This window comes from Bacillus sp. GS3m_15504 (assembly GCF_055825275.1).
Window position 1 is genome coordinate 2192958 of sequence record NZ_JBVVNL010000001.1, and the last position, 17434, is coordinate 2210391.

Below are 17434 nucleotides of genomic sequence, written 5' to 3' on the forward strand. Positions count from 1 at the left end.
TTCCAAAACAACCGGCACATTTCCTGCCAAAAAGCGGTCACGACTCTGCCACTTATTTTATATTTCAAATTTTTCAACCTCATCTATTAGTTCGACTGGTACACCGAAGATACTTTTTTTCATTTCCGTTATCTTCTTTTCAATAATCCATTCTGGATAATTCAATTCTTCTAAGATACTTCTAAAATAAGTTGGATTTAGCTTTAACATATTAGGATTCCTTCCAATATTCCTTTTATATTTAATTATTGCTTCTAATAGCTCTTCATTTAACATGAACGCCAATTACCTCCCCATATATTTTATATTTATGTATATACACCATGCAATTCCTTGATACTACCAGTTACCCATATCTTATATTTTGTGTAACTAAGCCAAATGCTACAGCCTTTGATATTCATAGCTTCATAACACTTCCTCTTTTGAGTTACACAACATAATAAAAATGAGTAACTGTATAGAATGGGGTAGAATAACATGGGCACCAATTTAAAGTTTTAATGTAATCCCAAAATAAAAATCCACTGCATTTAATTAATTTAAATAGTCAGTGGATTTTTATTTTTAGCAGGATTTTATTTTATTAGCTTGATAGTGATGAAATACAGCCAGAATTTCAACCTAAAAAGTTGGATTCCTATAGGTTAAATAAAATGAACAAAGTCTTTTACACTCTCTTCTTTAAGAACGTTTCCATAATATCCTTCCTGAACCTTTCATAATCAAACTGAAAAGCTACATTATGCGTTTTATAGCCTGGATTGGTAACAAAACGAAAGTCTGCAATGCTTTGACCAAACCCTTCTCCTTGATCAGGAATTACTTTAATGGGTACTCTCGAAAGGCTAACAGCCTCTCTATTCAGCAAATACCATACTGTTACAAAATCATGCATAGGACTTCCACTTATACCTGGATTAGACTTGGAGTAAAAATTATAATAATAATCTAACATAGGTTTAATGATGAGCCCTGCAAGATCCTGTGTATTCCCATGAAATGCATCGATTTGCTGGACCATTTCGGGTGTAACAATCGCATGTTGGGTCACATTTAAAGGAATAATTGTCAAGTTCTTTGCATGTTGCAGAATTAAGTTTGCTGCATAAGGGTCTGCGTAAAAATTAGCTTCAGCCACAGCAGTTACGTTACCTGGATAGAAAAAAGCTCCCCCCATGCAAATGCATTCTCTTACATTTCGCATTGTTTCTAAATTCAATACAAAAGTCGTAGCTAGCGAAGAAAGTCTTCCTAAATTGATGATTGTAAGATCTTCTAAATTTGATTCTATAATTTGATAAATATCATTTAAAGGATAAACTGGATATGAAATTTCAGGTGGAATAATAGGTCCTAATCCAACTTTTCCGTGTACCTCAGGGAAATACTGAATCAATATACCTGTCAACGGTACAGAAGCACCAAGGAATACAGGTATTTCTTCTCTTCCCGCAATGTACTTTAAATAGTTAATATTTCTTATTACATTTTCTCTTGATACATTTCCATAATCGGCCACGATTCCTACAAGTTGAATGTCTTTACGAAAAAAGGTGTACAGTATAGCAAACGCATCATCAATCCCTAAATCTGTAAACAGGAGAACCTTTTTTTGCATATCTCTTCCTCCAAAATTTATAGAATTCTACTTTCACCAATGATGTAATGATTAGACTACGCTTGTACATATATTTTTTATGTATTCTTAAAGAGTGGATTCTATTCACTTGAAATAGCTTTGCTCATCTAAATTTGATTTTATGTTCAAGCATAAGTTTCTGTTCTTAAGTCAATAAGCATGTGTTGCTATCCTTGAACAAAAAATCAATGATTAGATTTTAAACCTAGTCATTGCTTTATCCATTGCATCTTGGTTTACTCCTATATACCTTAACGTTACTCGTTCACTTGAATGATTGAATATCTCCATCAGCAAAGCTATGTTCTTTGTCTGCATGTACATATGATATCCAAATGTCTTACGTAATGTATGTGTCCCAATCTCTTCTAAATCAAACTTTGCTGCTGTAGTACTAAGTATTTTATATGCCATGCTTCTTCCGATTGGTCGATTCTTTCCTTGTCTGCTCTTAATTAAATACTCATAATCTTCCATATCTTCAATGTACCACTTTAACTCTTTTCTTAATGCGGCAGTAATCTGAATACGTTTCTGCTTACCTGTCTTCATTTCACGTATTGAGATATGGCTTCCCTTTAAGTCACCAACCTTCAGTTTTAGAATATCACTAATACGTAAACCTGTATTAATTCCCATTACAAACAAGATATAATTACGTTCACTCTTTTCTTTTAAATACTCTTTAATTTGTTGTATTTTCTCTGGATCACGTATTGGTTGAACGAAATTCATTTATTCATTACCTCCCGTTTCTTCTGTCTCGTAAACTTCTAACCAAAGTGCAAAAGCAAGTTTATAAAACGCTTTAGACTTCCAACGTCGATAGGTACGCTCTGACATCCCTATTTCGTTATAAACCATGTAATCACATACGTACTCTTCTTCTAAATAACGTTTATAAATAATATCTCTTTGAATGCTTCCTGCACGTCCGTTCCCTAATCGATTTAGAAACTGATCAATACGTACTGACATTCTTTCAAGCCACTCTTCTCTTTTACTTTGCTGAATATTTGCTATAGCAACATCTTCTAATGGCTTACCAACTGTATGTGTAGGACCATGCTCACGTATTTCATAAGAAGGAGTGACTTTCATTTCTTTACGCATCATCCCAAATTGTCTATGTATACGTACACTTTCCAACACACCTTCTAATTCCTTCTGTGTCGCTGTTCTATCGATTTTTGGTAAAAAAGATAATTGTTTAGTCATGTAAGACCACTCCTTTTTATTTTTAAATTACTTTTGTCTTAAAGCTCCGCGTCTACGTTCATAACGTGGACCATGAATACCCATTAAACCTTCAATGTCACGAGTGCTTAACTTCTCTTTTCGTTTCTTCTTAGTTTTCTTTTTTGTTTGATTCGATCGCTTTTTCCACTCACGTAATTGCTCTTTTAATACCTTCATATTTTCCCATCTCCCTTTTCAAAATAAAAAGGACACCTATTCCTAAAACAGCTTTAATTGCTGCTTTAATGAATTGGTGTCCTCTAGTTTTCTAGCCGGACTATATTCTGTTTGCTTTACTTTAAAATGCCAGCTTGTACAAAGATGTTTCTCCAAGCTTTATTAACTTGATACTTCTCCACTTCTTTTGTGCGACGAGCAATTGCTTTTCTAATTTTTCTTTTCTTCAAAGGTTTCATTCTGCTAACCTCACTTTCTATTCAAAGGATTATTTTGTTTGGTTTTTTATCCCGTTACGTTAATCCCCATATTCATCAAATAAATCTTCTGCATAACAAATCTCACAAACTCCCTCGTCATATCCCTCGTATCCTCGTTCTATTTCATCTCCACAATATTTACATTCCTTCATTCCCCTTTACCTCCATCCCTATTAACATATCCGCTAAGTTATGGGCTTCTTCCATATTTGATGTATGGAACCTAATTACTTTACCGTCAGGAAAATTCATTGAAGCTCCTTGAGATTTTTCCGTTCCGAACGTACTGCAATAAACTCCTGTGCTACACCACAAACACTTATCTTTATCTATATGACATGTACATGCACTACTAATTTTTCTCTTCCTCCCCTGAATAAAACTCAATATTCCGTCAATACTGCAGACAACCCATTTCGAACCATATTCCATGATTGGAGCAGTTAGCTTTTGCTAGCTGCTCTTTTATTTGTAACCGTTCCAAACAATATTTCGTACAATAAATTAGTCCTTTCTTATAATTTGAGCTCGTCACTTGAATTATAAAAATAGGCTTACATCCTATAACTTTTTCCCAGTATCATTCATATTTTATATTTGAAAAAGCTGCTCTGTTTTATAAAAAGGTGGTTGCGGAAACAACCGCCTTTTTATTTATGACAAAATGAAATTTTTATTAAAATGGAACTTCTTTTTTCTCAATATAAAGAGTCTTGAATTTCAAGTGACAATCATGTATTATGTGAACAAAGAGTAAGGTAAGAGTTACTCTTTGCCATTTTAGAAGAGGATTTGCTACACATAGCAGGTCCTCTTTTGTTATGATAAGCACTCACTAAAATAGCATATTGGTTAAAAACTAATTAACTAAAACCCAATCATTTGAAGATAAGGAGCGCACTTGAATAAATCCTCAAATCTTGTCCATACTATAAATACACTTAATTATTGAACTTCCTTCTTATCTTTTGAGAGCAGTTAGCTTTTGCTAGCTGCTCTTTTCATATTAAATAGCTTGTCACCATTTAAGTGAGTACCCATATATCACCACTAACAGACCATTCTTTTTCTCATAGGAGCCCCCTTTTAAAGAGCACTTGTATACAGCACTCTTATTTAGTACACAAAATTCTTTTTCAACTTCTAACATATAGAATTACTGAATTTAATTTTGTATTATATAGATAGCCTCTACACAACTTTACTATTAGCTTTGTCTAAAAAGAGCCTACCCTCACAAACAGGCTCTTTTTAATTTGTTTACTAATAAAAAGAGCCTTTCTATTAGAAATGTTTCACAATCATCAAAACATCACATATAATACCATGTACCCTTTACCAGCAAGAGGGATAGTGAATTTTTACCAAGAGCACTTCTGTAAGTGCTCTTTTTATTTCGCTATTACATAACGACTTTATTAAAGTTTTTTCATCTTTTAATCAGACAAGCATATATTATTGTGTAGGGCACTCCAGTCCATACGTTCAAACCTTTTACTCTAGGAGCACACGTATATGTGTGCTCTTTTTTTATTTACTTTTAAATAACGATTTTATTAAATTTTTTATACAAATTTTACATCCTTTATTAACTTGTTACTTTTATTTTCCCTGGAAAAATAATAAAGTTTGTTTGTATTTTTTATTACTGCCCATTTCCTCTCATTCTGCATTCCTATAAATAGACAACAGCATAGGATAAACAGGAAATGATAAAATCATGAGAGGAGCTTGGATATGCAATATAATCCACGTTATTATCAATGTCAAAGCTCAATGGATTGCTTCTGGAATAACAATAATTGGATTTTCGGTTGGAATCCTTATTATTACAGTTACAACAATAATGCTTGGGACCACAACCGGAATCCTTGTTGTGAATATGTTAGATTAACAGATTATGGAGCTAAACCATTTGTATTGAATATTAACCAAGCCACTAAACAAAACAATACTTACCGAACCGCTATCTGGACAGGAAAGAACTTACAAGTAACTTTAATGAGTATTAATGTTGGCGATGACATAGGTTTAGAAGTACACCCTACAACTGATCAATTCATACGCATTGAAGAAGGTCAAGGACTCGTTCAAATGGGTGATAGCAAAGATAAATTAGATTTTCAAGAAATGGTCTATGATGACTATGCGATTATGATACCTGCTGGAAAATGGCATAATGTAATCAATATAGGGAATACACCACTTAAAATTTACTCTATATATGCACCTCCAGAGCATCCCTATGGTACAGTTCATGAAACAAAAGCGATTGCCATGTCTAGTGAAACAAATCGGTATTACTAATAAGAAATTGTCTTAGTCTTAAACAAAATTATTGCTTAAATACTTCAAAACCATAAAAAATTTAAAATAACTCTTAGTCAGAGAGCCCCTTAAAAACCACTCTTTAATTTTTAAATAAAGATTTCATCTAAATCCATTCACTAACCTCATACCATGACATACAATAATAGTGCCTTTCTATATAATGTGAGTTCGTCACTGTCGTTATAATGAGGTATAAGGAGCGCTCTCGATTAGCGCTCTTTTTATTTAAATAAAGATTTTATTAAATTCCGTCACCATTAGGCAAAAGCCACGTATATTATTATGGATTGTTATTCATAGTTTTGGACGGAGCACCCTGGTCAGGTGCTCTTTCTTTATACACATTTAGTAAACATCTTTATTACAAATGAATACCTATTTAACAATTAAAACCTTTCTATAAATCGTATACAGTTCCATAAGGGATTGTTGAAAAATATATCCCATCCCCTGAAATTCCTGTAGGGTTATAATATCCACTAGGTATATAGTATGGCTGCATATCCAGATACATAGGCGGCTGCATACTTTCATACATTTGTTGTTGCATTTGCAACGCTTGATGAACAGCTTCAACTGTACTATGTGCGGCACTATGTGTTATAGCATGAACCCCAACTGCACCATGAGAATGTACTCTAATTTGATTACTTATATTCGAATAAAGCATTATCATTCAGCTCGCTTTCATATGAATCGTTACAAAACATATTATGAAGATAAAATTTATAGTGTTAAATCAGAATTTAATTTACTAATTAGCTATCAAGTAAGGATTTTGTAATATTAATTGAATACATATTCCTCAAAAACTTTAATAAATGAGCAGTTTGACCAATCCATCGTTTTACCGTCCAATTTCCTAATAATGAAATGTTCCCATCCATCATCACCTTTAAATCTGTTTTCTAAGTATCCAACTCGATGAATTGCTGCATATGCGAAAGCTGAAGATGTTTCGGTAACTAAATCACCAATTTCAATTTCTTTCATTCTTTCAAACTGCTTTTGTGATCTTGCTGTTACAGCACTCAAGGTATGATTAAATGCCATTCTTGCATTTGCATCGATAATTTCTGCTAATTTTTCAATCTCCATTCCGTTCCCCTCCGAATAAGAATTTTGTATAGTTATCATTTGATTAATCATATTTAAATTTTTTTAACATACTTTAATATTAACTAGGAATTACACTACCCCCCAGTAGACTGTAGTTCCTGTAATTGAGCCTATGGCTCTGGCTAGAACCTGTTATAATTAACAGGTTCTATTTATTTTCATTCTCTATCTCAGTCAAATAACTATTTTGTTTGATTTTAGAATCCTATTGAATTGGTACTGTACTTTTTAAAAAACCTCTTTAATATCGCTAGGTAAGTACAGTACCAATTGCCTATTATTAATAAGATAACTCTGGTCTTTCTTCTGGTACGATGGAATCACTGTCATCTATTTCATCAAGAATTATTTGCGTACGATCTTGATTCATTTTCATTAATAGCAGTTCAAATGAGTTTAAATTTCTTAAAGATTTTAAATCAGGAACATTATCATACTGCATGTCCCATCCTTCACCTTTTCCTGATTTCCATTTAGATAATCGAATGGCAAAGTTCATTTTCTCATCATGATCACATTCAAATACTAATGTTGCATATTTAAAGGAACTCCAATCCCTGTCATCATCCTCAACTACTTCAAATCTAACATCCACATATTCATACGTTGGTTCATCATCGTAATCAACTTCTAATCCATCTGTTTCTACATTTTGTTCAACATGTTCTTTCCATTTATCAAATAAGTCTGTTACCTTAATTTCTTTTTCTGCTGCAGGTATCATTAATTCTTGGAAATTACTTAATAACTTTTTGTTTTCTAATGCTGAATTCTTTAAAACATCCACCATTACGCTATCTAATTTAGTTATATAATTCGAGTAATCATATTTTTCTAGATATGGAACCATAACCGATTTCACTTTTTCTTCAATCACTTTTGTTAAATCGCCATAAGATCCAAATAAACTTCCTAATGCATTGTTAATGCCTTTTTCTAACTGTTCCTCAATTAACTTCTCAACCATTCCCTCTGCTAACTTCTTGCCAATCACGTCTTTAATGCTATTTTCTAAATTCATTATTATCGCTCCCTTATTTTTGTTTTATATTCAAATAACGCTTTGGTTAAATTTTAATTGCTTTATTTCTCCCAGCTCGCCTTATAAATTTCACCTGTTTCAATGTTTTGTAGATTGCGGTATTTTTCTCCATCAATAACTCTTAATCCATATTTTTCTAACATCTCTGAGTTTTCTTCATTGTCTAGATGACCCGCAAAAACCATTTCACCTGATTCAATCTCATACACATCGAATTCGTAATTCCAAGCAAAGTAGATCGCTTCTACAACATTTTCTTTTGGAATGGCATAGAAACACCCTTCGTCCCAATCCCACATTTTAAATTTGTAATTATTCTTCAAGAAAATCATCTCACTTTCATACAAAATTCAAATTTGGTCATATTTCACATCGACACGTGCTTGACTTGCTTCTCGACTAAATCCATCCGGATATCTTTTAGCTAATTTTGCAATATTCATTTCAGCAATATCTTGTAACGTATATCCTAGTTCGTGCGCCATAATTGATACATAATACATAATGTCCCCTAGCTCTAAGGCTAATTTATGAGTATTTCCATCCTCTTCTCCTGGACCATGCGATGGTTGAAAACTATGCCCATGATAAATTGCTTTTTTTACGATATCAGCAACCTCACCAGCCTCTCCCGTAAGTCCTAAAGCCGCATTTGAAACACGTCCACCAAAATCAGTTTTGTTATTCCAAGTACGTAATGTCACTTCTTGATAATCGTTTAATTCCCCGATTGATAAAATACTTGCAATCTGTAAAACCGTAGCTTCTTTTATAACCTGTTCACCTTTTCTAGCTTCACTAATTAATTTAGTTGCTTCCAATACACCATTTTCCATAACTTTCATTTTCATCTACTCCTCTTAACTAATATTTTTATTTTTAGACTTAGCTGGTGTTGTCGCTGCTTTTATCGGGTCCCATCCATAACTCAATCTAGATCTGAAAGTACTAGCGCTTATGCCGTTTGATTCAGCAATCTTAACAAGCTCCTTCCTATCAGTTTGTTTGCGGGTTGGAATACTTGAAGCATCTTTAGGTCCCAACCGTTATTTACCCTACTGTAAAAGGTGCTTGAATTAATTCCATTTTCCGTCGCTAATTTTAACCATTTATTGTATTTTCCTTCGTTCATATGCCAATATGTTCTCGGTGGTGTAGTCAAAGCTTCTTGTAAGTCCCAACCGTATCTGTACATTCTCATGTAAAGAACCCTTCAACTAAAACCATTTGCTTCTGCTTGCTGATATTCCTCATCAGTTAACCATCGATTGAAAGCCATCAATTTCCCCTCCTAATCTAGTTCCAGAAATTCTGCTCTAGTACGTTTCGAATTAGTTATCCTAATCTTCTGAATACCTTTCCCGTACTCTTCTATAGCTGCATTCCAAGCTTCAACTTCAGTTTTAGCATCAAAACAATCCATCTTTTGCCGTTCCTCTTTATCGTAAAAATGCACTTCGTAGCTTGGATTCAAAAACTTTTCACTGGTACTTATTGCGTCATAGTTGAAACTACCCATAACATCATCAATAGTTAATTGCTTCATAATCGCATCCCCAGTTATTTTATTTTTTCTGTGATGGTAGTTGAAACACGATCAACTTTCCCACCTTGCCAAGTGATTACTTGTTCCCCAAACCCTGTTACTGGAGGATTCAGTGGAGTAACCTCACCATTTTTAACCACATAAATTTTATTATCAGTAACATCGATTTCAATTTTCGTAGGCTTCATACGACTGAAATCCTCCTTTTTCTTGTTAGCTAACTTTTTGTTGATGCTTACGTTGTAAGTCTTGTTTCATTGACTCAAATTTTATTAACCACGCTTGCCAACACTTATCATTTTCTACTTGTTGCTGAATTGCTACTTCACAATTACAGCCGTTCGTTTCAATTACACCCGGATAAGTTTCTTTACGAATAATCCCTGTATCATGACATAATGCGCACATCTTTATTTCCTCCTTTTATACTTCAATAAACCTTTGTAAACGTTGTTTCGCTATCTCTCTTCTATAACTAGCCGCTTCATTTTTTACAGTTAGACTTGTTTCAACCATTCGGTCATATGAACGTTTGCCAACTTGATGTTTTAATTCTTTGGGTTCTAAATTACTCGTATACAGAGTAGGAAGTTCTTTTCTATACCGACCATCAATGATATTGAACAATTTTTCTTCTACCCATTCCGTAGTTTTTTCCGCTCCAATATCATCTAATATAAGTAAGTCGCATTCTAAAAGTGCTCTCATAATTTGTGTTTCATTTTCTTTGTTTTCGCTGTTAAACGTACTTCGAATGCGTTGTAAGAGTTCTGGAACGCTTTGAAATACGACGATGTATCCTTTTTTAGAAAGCTCATTTACAATCGCGGCTGCTAAGTGTGTTTTACCATTACCAGGTTCTCCCCAAAGCATCAATGATTCCCCGTTCCACTCTTTAAAAGTCTTCACGTATTTCACTGCAACTTTATAAGCTGTCTCTGATCCATTTCTATCTAGAAACGATTCAAATGTACTTTTGGAGAACCTTTCTCCTAAGTTACTAATGCTGAACAACTTTTCTATTTCTCTCTTCTTAGCAAAATTTTGAGCTTCACGTATTTTAGCTTCTTCACGTTCTACAACACACTCACATGTAGGGAGTATTTTATTTTTAATGCGTAACTGCGGAACTTCTACAGTAATTGCTGCGATATATTTATTACAGTGTTCGCATGTATACCCTTCCGTTTCTTCACTACAAGCCGATGTATTCACTATCCGAGTCATCACTCTTCCGATTGATTCCGACACGTTTTTTCACTCCTTTATTTCGTTGATATTCCGTTTCCAAAGCATCAACATCTTTTAAAGTTTTCACGTTATGGTTAACCCACTGTTTTAAAATGCCCTCAGCATAATTCCATTTCTTCTGCTGTTTTAAAGCACGTTCCATAGCCGCCTGTACCAGTTCCTCGCTTGTATCGTTTACCCATTCCGAAATACTCTCAGCTATGAATGAATTTAAAATACCGAAATTATTTTCGTAGAAAGAGAAGATGCTACTACTACTTACATTCTCTGTAGTATTCTTTGTAGTAATCTCTGTATTTGTCTTTACTTTAAAGTCAGGAGCTTCATTACTTTTATATGAAGAGGTACCTGATTTTGAAGTGACTACCCTCTTTACTTCAAAGTCAACAGGGTCTTCTTCGACTTGTTGATACATACTTGATATGCTTTTTATTTCACTTACTTTAGGCTCAACGAACATTACATTATTTAAAGTGATTTCATTTACAATGATTGTTCTAAATTCGATTATGATTAAGTTCATATCCACTAATAAGTCACAAGCTCGTTTAACTTGTAGTTTTGAAAACCCAAATGTTTCTGCTAATTGCTGATAACTCTTTTGTAACTTATCTGATTTGAATTTTTTCTTATAAGTAATCTTGCCAGTATATTCATCTCGAATAACTGTAGGACGATACCAATAGACGATCTCGCTCAATACCATAATTGCTACAATGTGAGGCTTACCATTACTAAAAGTGATGTAATTAAACCATTCATGATCCACTACATTACCTTTGAAATTTAATCCACCAATTTCAGTTACTACGTTTGCCATAAATATTTACCTCCTGATACAAACTGCCACATATGCTTGTCCACTTTTGATTATTCGTTGAATTTCATAATGCGGATAACCAACTTTGAAATACTGTTCAATCATTTCTTTTAATTCATCCTTGCTCTCTGCTAAGTTCCAGAATTTATTAGGTAATAGCACTTGATATTCAGTTAAACGCATGTACTATTTCCCTACTTTCCGTGATATACTTATAACAAGTGTTTTTTCTTAAAGGACCCACTGCCATGGGTCTTTTTATTTTGTTCTACGTCACTCCAAGCCCACCGTTTTATTGGTTCGTAAGTAATGTAAAGTAGCAATACACTAAATGCGATAAATATTGCGAATGCTACTAATGATGTTGTATCTTCCACTAGATCACCTCCTTTTGTGCTTCTAACCATGCTTCCAAATCTTTTTGTAGAAAAAGTAGTTTACGCCCTTCTCTTATCACTGGAAACTTAGGATGATTTGCTAATTCATACATCCTACAAACCGCTATGTTTAAGAAAGCTGCTGCTTCCTTTACTCGCATTACCTTGTTTGGTTGTGATTGTTGTTGGAATGAAGCTAAAGCTGCTTGAATTTCTTCCCGAACAACTTCGCGAATTGACTCTTTAATGATTTGATCTAATCCCATTTTGTTTTGCTCCTTTCTAATTTACTTAACCAAACACAACTTAACTTTAAGTTAAGTTACGGACAAAAAATTTTGATTGCATCTAGCTTCACTTTAAAAAACTCAGCAATTTTTACAATTAAATCATAATAAGGTCGACGCTTCCCGTTTTCAATATACCAATAATAAACTTCAGTAATACCTACGGCTTCAGCTACTTCCCTACATGTATATCCCTGTTCTACACGTAGCTGTTTTAGAGTTTTCATAAACAACTCCTCTCTTCCGTTTTTGTTGTTATTTACATATTAACTTAACTTTAGGTTAAGTTCAAGCATTTCCCAAAACTTTTTTTAAAAAAATTACCTTTCCACTTAACTGATAGTTAATATATAATGACAGTGTGACACCATAATAGTGATTTAAAAAAATAATTTCATATAAAATAAACTTGGGGTGTTTTTTATTATGTTTAGTCATGAGAGGTTAAAATCATTAATTGAAAAGAAGGGCATCACCCAACAACAGCTAGCTGATGTAATTGGTGTTAGTCATGTTTCTGTTTATAATTATGTCGAAGGGAAAAAAGCACCCGGTACACGTACACTTCAGAAGATAGCAAATTATTTAAAAGTAACAACGGATTATTTGTTAGGTTTATCTGATTCACCAGATTTAACAGCGGGCCAAGATTTACAGCTAACAAAAGAAGCACACGAAATTCTTCAAATCATTAATGATTTACCCGAAGAACAACGAAAAAAAGCATTAGAACAATTAGAGATGTTTGTGAACTACGAGAAATCTAAAGGAAATATGTAGTGTAAAAAGACTATCAAAAAGTTAGATAGTCTTTTTTACATAACTTTTTCTTTTTTTGTTTCACTCAAACAGATAGAAAATAATGCCTCTTTCGGATCATCCTCTTTTTGCAAAAGTAATAAAGCTTGTTTAATTAGATTAACTTCCCCTTCTTTGCTCTTCATCTTCTTCTATCTCCCTCTTTGTGTTTTTGTATTTTTTTACAAAAATTTCTTTTTTCTTTTTTCAGCAAAAAAAGAAATTTCTCCCAAAATTACAAATGACATCGTCAATTAAGACGATGTCATTTGTAATATATATAAACTTTTATTATGTATTTTACCAACCACCACCAGGGTCAACCATCATTTGTTGAACTGTAGGTTTTGGATCATTTGTACTAGGTTTTTCTTTTATAGAATCAGTGTTAATAAATAATGTAGCAGCTATTAATAGTGCAGGAATAATTTTAATTATTTTTTTCATTATTTCACCTCTTTCCGAAGACAATTATACCAATTATTCAAATTAAACCCAAGTGCATTTTTGGTAAATTCGAATAAAATATATTCCCTGACTTTTGACACATCAAAAGAGAACGTTTCATTAACTCTTCTTTTTTAGTACCTTCATATGTTAAAGCTAAATATGCAGTCTGTATGTCTGTTAAACTTCCATTCTTCTCTTTTAATTGATTCAATAGTTTTCTCGCCTCCATTTTGTTACCTTGTTTAATCTTTAAATATGCTAGTTCACCTAAATGAACAACATCTAAGCTACTAATTTCTTTATCATGATGAATCTTTAGAAATGATAATGTATGTTGTACCATTTTTCTTTTTTTCTCAATTCCATTATTCTTACTATCTCCTATCACTTCTAGAGTCTTTTCCAAATAATATCTTGATCTCTCATATTCACTGGCTGAAAAAATATACGATTCACCTAACTTTAAATATGCATTTACTTTTGGAAAAGAAAAAAAGTTATCCCATTCAAGGTCATCTAATAATTCCATACTAACATGCCTTGCTTCAATGACTTCACCACCCTGCAACGAAGTAACGGCAATTGCTTCTTTATATCGTAATTTATAACATTCTCGAATGTACCTATTACTTATTTTATTTATTTTTATTTCAAGAGATTTTAATCGCTCAATTAAAGAAGTAAAGTTACCCGATTGATATTGCGCTTGACATAATAAAATTTCAATTAACACTTCCATCTCTATTGTTCTTATTGATTTACTTTCCAGGCTTAATGCCTTATGGTACTGTGCAGCATCAATTTCACCTATATATCTTTTATATATAATTCGATACACATTAGCAAATTCTCTATTTTCTGCTACCTTTGATTGTGATTCACTATTTATAATACTAATTAATAGATTAAACTTTCCTCTTAAAGCTAAATCTTCCATTGCCTCACGTAAGTTTTCTGATTTTGGTTTCGTTACATATATATAATCCATTAATAGATTTTCTTGAACCTGTATGCCTTTGTTTAATAGGATAACTGTTTTGGAAAGAAAGCCAAAACTCATGTCTGTGTTACCTTTAAAAATTTTTGTAACAGTACTTGGCCTAACTCCCCAATAATTTGCTAGTTTATTTTTCCTTATTCCAGCTGCACATAACTCTTTTTCAATTTGATTTAGAGCTTTCCACATGTTTTGTCCCCCTTATTGGAACAAGACACACTTCCCTATCATGAAAACGCACCTTAATGATGAAATACATCTAAAGGCTGTGTTATAACTAGCCGTATATGTTACGCATAGTCGTAACTGAAAGGCTCATGGCAAATGTTTTCCCTACTACAATTAGGGCAAACGGTGTAAAAGTGTTCCCAGCACAATTACACACGATATGGGTCTTTTTCGTTCCGTCAAATTATATTATTAAGAATATTCTATCATAAATAACCCAAACATCTATTCTCTCATATTCTGAAAATACTTGAGAAAGTTGAAAATATTAATATACGTCTTGTTTTTTAGAGCCTCAATAAAATATGCAATATTGCATTTGATAACTAGAGTAGATATTTCAATATTTTTTAACAACAAATGAAAACTCTACCCTATAACTGAATTTATTTTTATATGGTAAAATATATCCATCGCTGATATGTCCAAATATGTAATTTTCATAGCAGCAAAATTACAACTAGACTTATACAACATGATTCAAAACAAATGAAGGAGTGTTTTAAGTGAAAGGACATATTCGAAAAAGAGGAAATAAGTATTGTATTGTTATTGATATCGGACCTAATCCAGAGACAGGAAAAAGAAGACAGAAATGGTTTTCTGGATATAAGACAAAAAAAGAAGCACAGGCTGATGTTGCGAAGAAAATTACAGAGTTGAATGAAGGGACTTTTATAGAGCCGTCTAAAGTTACCTTAGAAGACTACCTAAATCACTGGTTAGAAATTAAAAGTATGAGTATAGAAAGGAGTACCTTTGTCGGCTATAGGGCATTTCTCAACCAACATGTTATACCTAGTATTGGAATGGTCGCACTCCATAAATTAAATGTTATGCACATTCAAAAGTGCTATAAAACCGCGATAGATAAAGGTATTGCAAACAATTCTGTTCTGCTTATGCATAGAATTTTAAAGAGCGCTTTAAATCTCGCTGTAAAACAAAATATTATTTCTCGAAATCCAGCTGATTTTGCTGAGATACCTAAAAAAGAAAGAACCTCTATCCAAACTTGGACAGAGGAAGAAGTAAAAAAGTTTCTTTTGCATTCACAAGAATCACGATATCACATTGGGTATCTTCTTGCAATAACTACAGGTATGCGTATGGGTGAAGTTCTAGGCTTACGATGGCAGGACGTTGATTTTGAAAAACATACCGTTACAATAAACCAAACATCTGGCCATGACAATAAAATCAAAAAAACGGCAAAAACAAATTCTTCAAAACGCACCATTCCTGTACCTAAAGAAACTATAGAATGCTTAAAAAAGCATAAGGTTTTAATTAATCAAGAGAAATTAAGGCTTGGTTCTGCTTATCAAGATTTTGATTTAATTAATTGTAATGAGTTTGGGATGATTATAAAAAAAGCAAATTTCAGAAAAAATTTTATTAGAGCGATACACAATGCAGGCGTAAAAGAAATTAAATTCCATGATCTAAGACATACACACGCAACTATACTATTGAAGCAAGGAGTTAATCCTAAAATTATCAGTGAAAGATTAGGTCATACAGACATTTCAATGACATTGAGTGTTTATTCTCATGTTTTACCGAACATGCAAGAAGAAGCCGTTAAAAACTTTGGTAAAAGCATCTTTGGATAACTTATGTTTGCAAAATGTTTGCAATTCATAAAAATAGGTCAAACAAACGTTGTTATATCAAGGTTTTTTTAACCTATCATCTTATATTCTTGATAAAATCTCCGAATTCCAATTGAAACATTTAATAATGGAATATTCTCTCCTCCGCGTGTTATATATTCGAACCGAAATACGTAGGCAAAATAGTCTTGTGTTTTTTCATCTTTAATAGGCTCTGACATCGCCTCACAAATATTTTGTGTTCTAAGAGGAGAAAAATATATATCTTCTTCGTTTATATTTTCTAATTGTACAGGACGTTCACAAAAAATATGTGAAATTAAAGCGGGCACCCACTTAGAATATACTTCTTTATCATGTAATACGGTTAAATTAGAAATTAAATCGTAATGCCATTCATATTTTGGCGATTCTATTAATTTATTAGGTTTCCAATCATGAATAATCTCATACCAACTTTGAAAAATATAATCGAGTTGTTCTTTTCTAATAGGTTCTTTCGATACAATCCATGGTGTATTTTCATTTAATACATACGGATTATGCTGAATAAATAATATATCAGAAAACATATCATATAATCTTTCATTCAATCGTTTCAACTTACTCGTTAATAAAAATGTCTTATAATGTATCTCTACAATATCAAGCCATTCAATAGGAAAATATATAAATGATACACTTTCGTTTAAAAGAGGCTCTACTATATTTTCAAATGTTAACAACTTTAATTTTTCCATAAAATGATTACTTCCTTTCTTCATTTTTCTTAATCAACAAAAACTAGAAAAATAATTACTTAATCTAATTAATTTAAACCAAGTATTTAAAAGAAAAGTAAAAACTATTTATCCAAATAAAACATTACCAAAACGCCCCTTTTAAAAATTAAAAGTAGTTATCATATCCAGCACCTCCGAAATCATATATCTCTATACATTTGAATTATACAATATACATAATGTATTGTATTTATCATTTACAATAACTTTACAATAAAACTACAAAAGAACACCTTAAGTTGAACTGCACCCCAATTGTTTGACACAGTCTAACAATTGGGGGTGCAGTTTTTCTATGGCTAAATTTACAGCTGATGAAAAAATACAAATCGTTCTACGTTATTTGAACGAAAATGAAAGTTATCGAGAAATCGATAAAGCAATCGGTATAAGGAGCGCCCTTAATTGGCGCTCTTTAATTTTCAAATAACATTTTCAGGTAATTTACGAGAGCGGATTTTATTATGTTGTA

At 32.5% G+C, this 17434-nt stretch carries 27 protein-coding genes and 2 pseudogenes; 4 read left to right on the plus strand and 25 right to left on the minus strand.

Annotated features, from left to right (window positions below; all coding sequences use genetic code 11):
• Positions 1-57 precede the first annotated feature (57 nt).
• The 6 genes from AC0L0O_RS11500 to AC0L0O_RS11525 form a co-directional block, all read right to left on the minus strand.
• On the minus strand, positions 58-276 hold the full coding sequence (locus AC0L0O_RS11500; RefSeq protein WP_000930961.1) for a hypothetical protein: 219 nt from the start codon (positions 274-276) through the stop codon (positions 58-60).
• A 394-nt stretch (positions 277-670) separates the two neighbouring features.
• A complete protein-coding gene (locus AC0L0O_RS11505) occupies positions 671-1621 on the minus strand; it encodes a nucleoside hydrolase (protein WP_001170291.1) in 951 nt (316 codons plus the stop codon).
• Positions 1622-1834: 213 nt separating this feature from the next.
• Positions 1835-2377, minus strand: coding sequence for a site-specific integrase (locus AC0L0O_RS11510; RefSeq protein WP_001012118.1), 543 nt, complete (start codon positions 2375-2377; stop codon positions 1835-1837).
• Positions 2378-2860 carry an ArpU family phage packaging/lysis transcriptional regulator gene (locus tag AC0L0O_RS11515; RefSeq protein ID WP_473785755.1) on the minus strand — a complete coding sequence of 161 codons (483 nt, stop codon included), beginning with the start codon at positions 2858-2860 and terminating at the stop codon, positions 2378-2380.
• Between the two features lie 27 nt (positions 2861-2887).
• A complete protein-coding gene (locus AC0L0O_RS11520) occupies positions 2888-3058 on the minus strand; it encodes a hypothetical protein (protein WP_000866170.1) in 171 nt (56 codons plus the stop codon).
• 116 nt (positions 3059-3174) lie between these two features.
• Entirely contained in the window at positions 3175-3297 is a 123-nt protein-coding gene (locus AC0L0O_RS11525; RefSeq protein ID WP_000803282.1) for a DUF3983 domain-containing protein, read from the minus strand.
• Between the two features lie 1758 nt (positions 3298-5055).
• Between AC0L0O_RS11525 and AC0L0O_RS11530 the strand changes: the two genes are divergently transcribed.
• Positions 5056-5625: a cupin domain-containing protein gene (locus AC0L0O_RS11530; RefSeq protein ID WP_001199849.1), complete on the plus strand. Its 570-nt coding sequence runs from the start codon at positions 5056-5058 to the stop codon at positions 5623-5625.
• Positions 5626-6046: 421 nt separating this feature from the next.
• On the opposite strand, the gene AC0L0O_RS11535 is transcribed toward AC0L0O_RS11530, so the two are convergent.
• The 15 genes and pseudogenes from AC0L0O_RS11535 to AC0L0O_RS11605 all read right to left on the minus strand — a co-directional run bounded on the left by AC0L0O_RS11535 (position 6047) and on the right by AC0L0O_RS11605 (position 12318).
• Positions 6047-6319, minus strand: coding sequence for a DUF3947 family protein (locus tag AC0L0O_RS11535; RefSeq protein WP_003291232.1), 273 nt, complete (start codon positions 6317-6319; stop codon positions 6047-6049).
• A gap of 116 nt (positions 6320-6435) precedes the next feature.
• The gene (locus AC0L0O_RS11540; protein ID WP_000402045.1) at positions 6436-6747 is read right to left on the minus strand and encodes a hypothetical protein; all 312 of its coding nucleotides are present in this window, start codon (positions 6745-6747) and stop codon (positions 6436-6438) included.
• A gap of 301 nt (positions 6748-7048) precedes the next feature.
• Entirely contained in the window at positions 7049-7789 is a 741-nt protein-coding gene (locus AC0L0O_RS11545) for a hypothetical protein (RefSeq protein ID WP_001047563.1), read from the minus strand.
• A 62-nt stretch (positions 7790-7851) separates the two neighbouring features.
• Entirely contained in the window at positions 7852-8142 is a 291-nt protein-coding gene (locus AC0L0O_RS11550; protein ID WP_473785756.1) for a hypothetical protein, read from the minus strand.
• 18 nt (positions 8143-8160) lie between these two features.
• Positions 8161-8655: a nucleoside triphosphate pyrophosphohydrolase family protein gene (locus tag AC0L0O_RS11555; RefSeq protein ID WP_042988685.1), complete on the minus strand. Its 495-nt coding sequence runs from the start codon at positions 8653-8655 to the stop codon at positions 8161-8163.
• 15 nt (positions 8656-8670) lie between these two features.
• Positions 8671-9089: pseudogene (locus tag AC0L0O_RS11560) on the minus strand (hypothetical protein).
• Between the two features lie 12 nt (positions 9090-9101).
• Positions 9102-9356 carry a hypothetical protein gene (locus tag AC0L0O_RS11565; RefSeq protein WP_000811867.1) on the minus strand — a complete coding sequence of 85 codons (255 nt, stop codon included), beginning with the start codon at positions 9354-9356 and terminating at the stop codon, positions 9102-9104.
• 14 nt (positions 9357-9370) lie between these two features.
• Positions 9371-9544 carry a DUF3954 domain-containing protein gene (locus AC0L0O_RS11570; RefSeq protein ID WP_000805161.1) on the minus strand — a complete coding sequence of 58 codons (174 nt, stop codon included), beginning with the start codon at positions 9542-9544 and terminating at the stop codon, positions 9371-9373.
• A 25-nt stretch (positions 9545-9569) separates the two neighbouring features.
• On the minus strand, positions 9570-9764 hold the full coding sequence (locus AC0L0O_RS11575; RefSeq protein ID WP_000332454.1) for a hypothetical protein: 195 nt from the start codon (positions 9762-9764) through the stop codon (positions 9570-9572).
• A 15-nt stretch (positions 9765-9779) separates the two neighbouring features.
• On the minus strand, positions 9780-10583 hold the full coding sequence (locus tag AC0L0O_RS11580) for an ATP-binding protein (RefSeq protein WP_042988683.1): 804 nt from the start codon (positions 10581-10583) through the stop codon (positions 9780-9782).
• Positions 10552-11427 (minus strand): DnaD domain protein, encoded by an 876-nt coding sequence (locus AC0L0O_RS11585; RefSeq protein WP_000024614.1) that lies wholly within the window; start codon positions 11425-11427, stop codon positions 10552-10554. The genes AC0L0O_RS11580 and AC0L0O_RS11585 overlap by 32 nt, the downstream gene beginning before the upstream one ends.
• A gap of 6 nt (positions 11428-11433) precedes the next feature.
• Positions 11434-11610 carry a hypothetical protein gene (locus tag AC0L0O_RS11590; protein WP_001241124.1) on the minus strand — a complete coding sequence of 59 codons (177 nt, stop codon included), beginning with the start codon at positions 11608-11610 and terminating at the stop codon, positions 11434-11436.
• A gap of 29 nt (positions 11611-11639) precedes the next feature.
• The gene (locus AC0L0O_RS11595) at positions 11640-11804 is read right to left on the minus strand and encodes a hypothetical protein (protein WP_000390289.1); all 165 of its coding nucleotides are present in this window, start codon (positions 11802-11804) and stop codon (positions 11640-11642) included.
• On the minus strand, positions 11804-12070 hold the full coding sequence (locus AC0L0O_RS11600) for a helix-turn-helix domain-containing protein (RefSeq protein ID WP_000522028.1): 267 nt from the start codon (positions 12068-12070) through the stop codon (positions 11804-11806). Before AC0L0O_RS11600 ends, AC0L0O_RS11595 begins: the two co-directional genes overlap by 1 nt.
• Positions 12071-12126: 56 nt before the next feature.
• A complete protein-coding gene (locus AC0L0O_RS11605) occupies positions 12127-12318 on the minus strand; it encodes a helix-turn-helix domain-containing protein (protein WP_000854271.1) in 192 nt (63 codons plus the stop codon).
• Between the two features lie 199 nt (positions 12319-12517).
• On the opposite strand from AC0L0O_RS11605, the gene AC0L0O_RS11610 reads away from it, so the two are divergent.
• Positions 12518-12871, plus strand: a complete 354-nt coding sequence (locus AC0L0O_RS11610; protein ID WP_000491234.1) for a helix-turn-helix domain-containing protein — start codon at positions 12518-12520, stop codon at positions 12869-12871.
• Positions 12872-12906: 35 nt separating this feature from the next.
• Here AC0L0O_RS11610 and AC0L0O_RS11615 read toward each other — a convergent pair whose 3' ends face one another.
• The 3 genes from AC0L0O_RS11615 to AC0L0O_RS11625 all read right to left on the minus strand — a co-directional run bounded on the left by AC0L0O_RS11615 (position 12907) and on the right by AC0L0O_RS11625 (position 14525).
• The gene (locus AC0L0O_RS11615; RefSeq protein ID WP_000836785.1) at positions 12907-13035 is read right to left on the minus strand and encodes a hypothetical protein; all 129 of its coding nucleotides are present in this window, start codon (positions 13033-13035) and stop codon (positions 12907-12909) included.
• A 154-nt stretch (positions 13036-13189) separates the two neighbouring features.
• Positions 13190-13336, minus strand: coding sequence for a hypothetical protein (locus AC0L0O_RS11620; protein WP_000720287.1), 147 nt, complete (start codon positions 13334-13336; stop codon positions 13190-13192).
• 37 nt (positions 13337-13373) lie between these two features.
• Positions 13374-14525, minus strand: a complete 1152-nt coding sequence (locus AC0L0O_RS11625) for an AimR family lysis-lysogeny pheromone receptor (RefSeq protein WP_000265315.1) — start codon at positions 14523-14525, stop codon at positions 13374-13376.
• Positions 14526-15070: 545 nt separating this feature from the next.
• Between AC0L0O_RS11625 and AC0L0O_RS11630 the strand changes: the two genes are divergently transcribed.
• Positions 15071-16180: a site-specific integrase gene (locus AC0L0O_RS11630; protein ID WP_000675872.1), complete on the plus strand. Its 1110-nt coding sequence runs from the start codon at positions 15071-15073 to the stop codon at positions 16178-16180.
• Between the two features lie 83 nt (positions 16181-16263).
• Here the strand turns inward: AC0L0O_RS11630 and AC0L0O_RS11635 are convergent.
• Positions 16264-16920: pseudogene (locus tag AC0L0O_RS11635) on the minus strand (pPIWI_RE module domain-containing protein); the annotation flags it as partial.
• A 337-nt stretch (positions 16921-17257) separates the two neighbouring features.
• Between AC0L0O_RS11635 and AC0L0O_RS11640 the strand changes: the two are divergent.
• Entirely contained in the window at positions 17258-17392 is a 135-nt protein-coding gene (locus AC0L0O_RS11640) for a hypothetical protein (RefSeq protein WP_001051664.1), read from the plus strand.
• Positions 17393-17434: the final 42 nt, after the last annotated feature.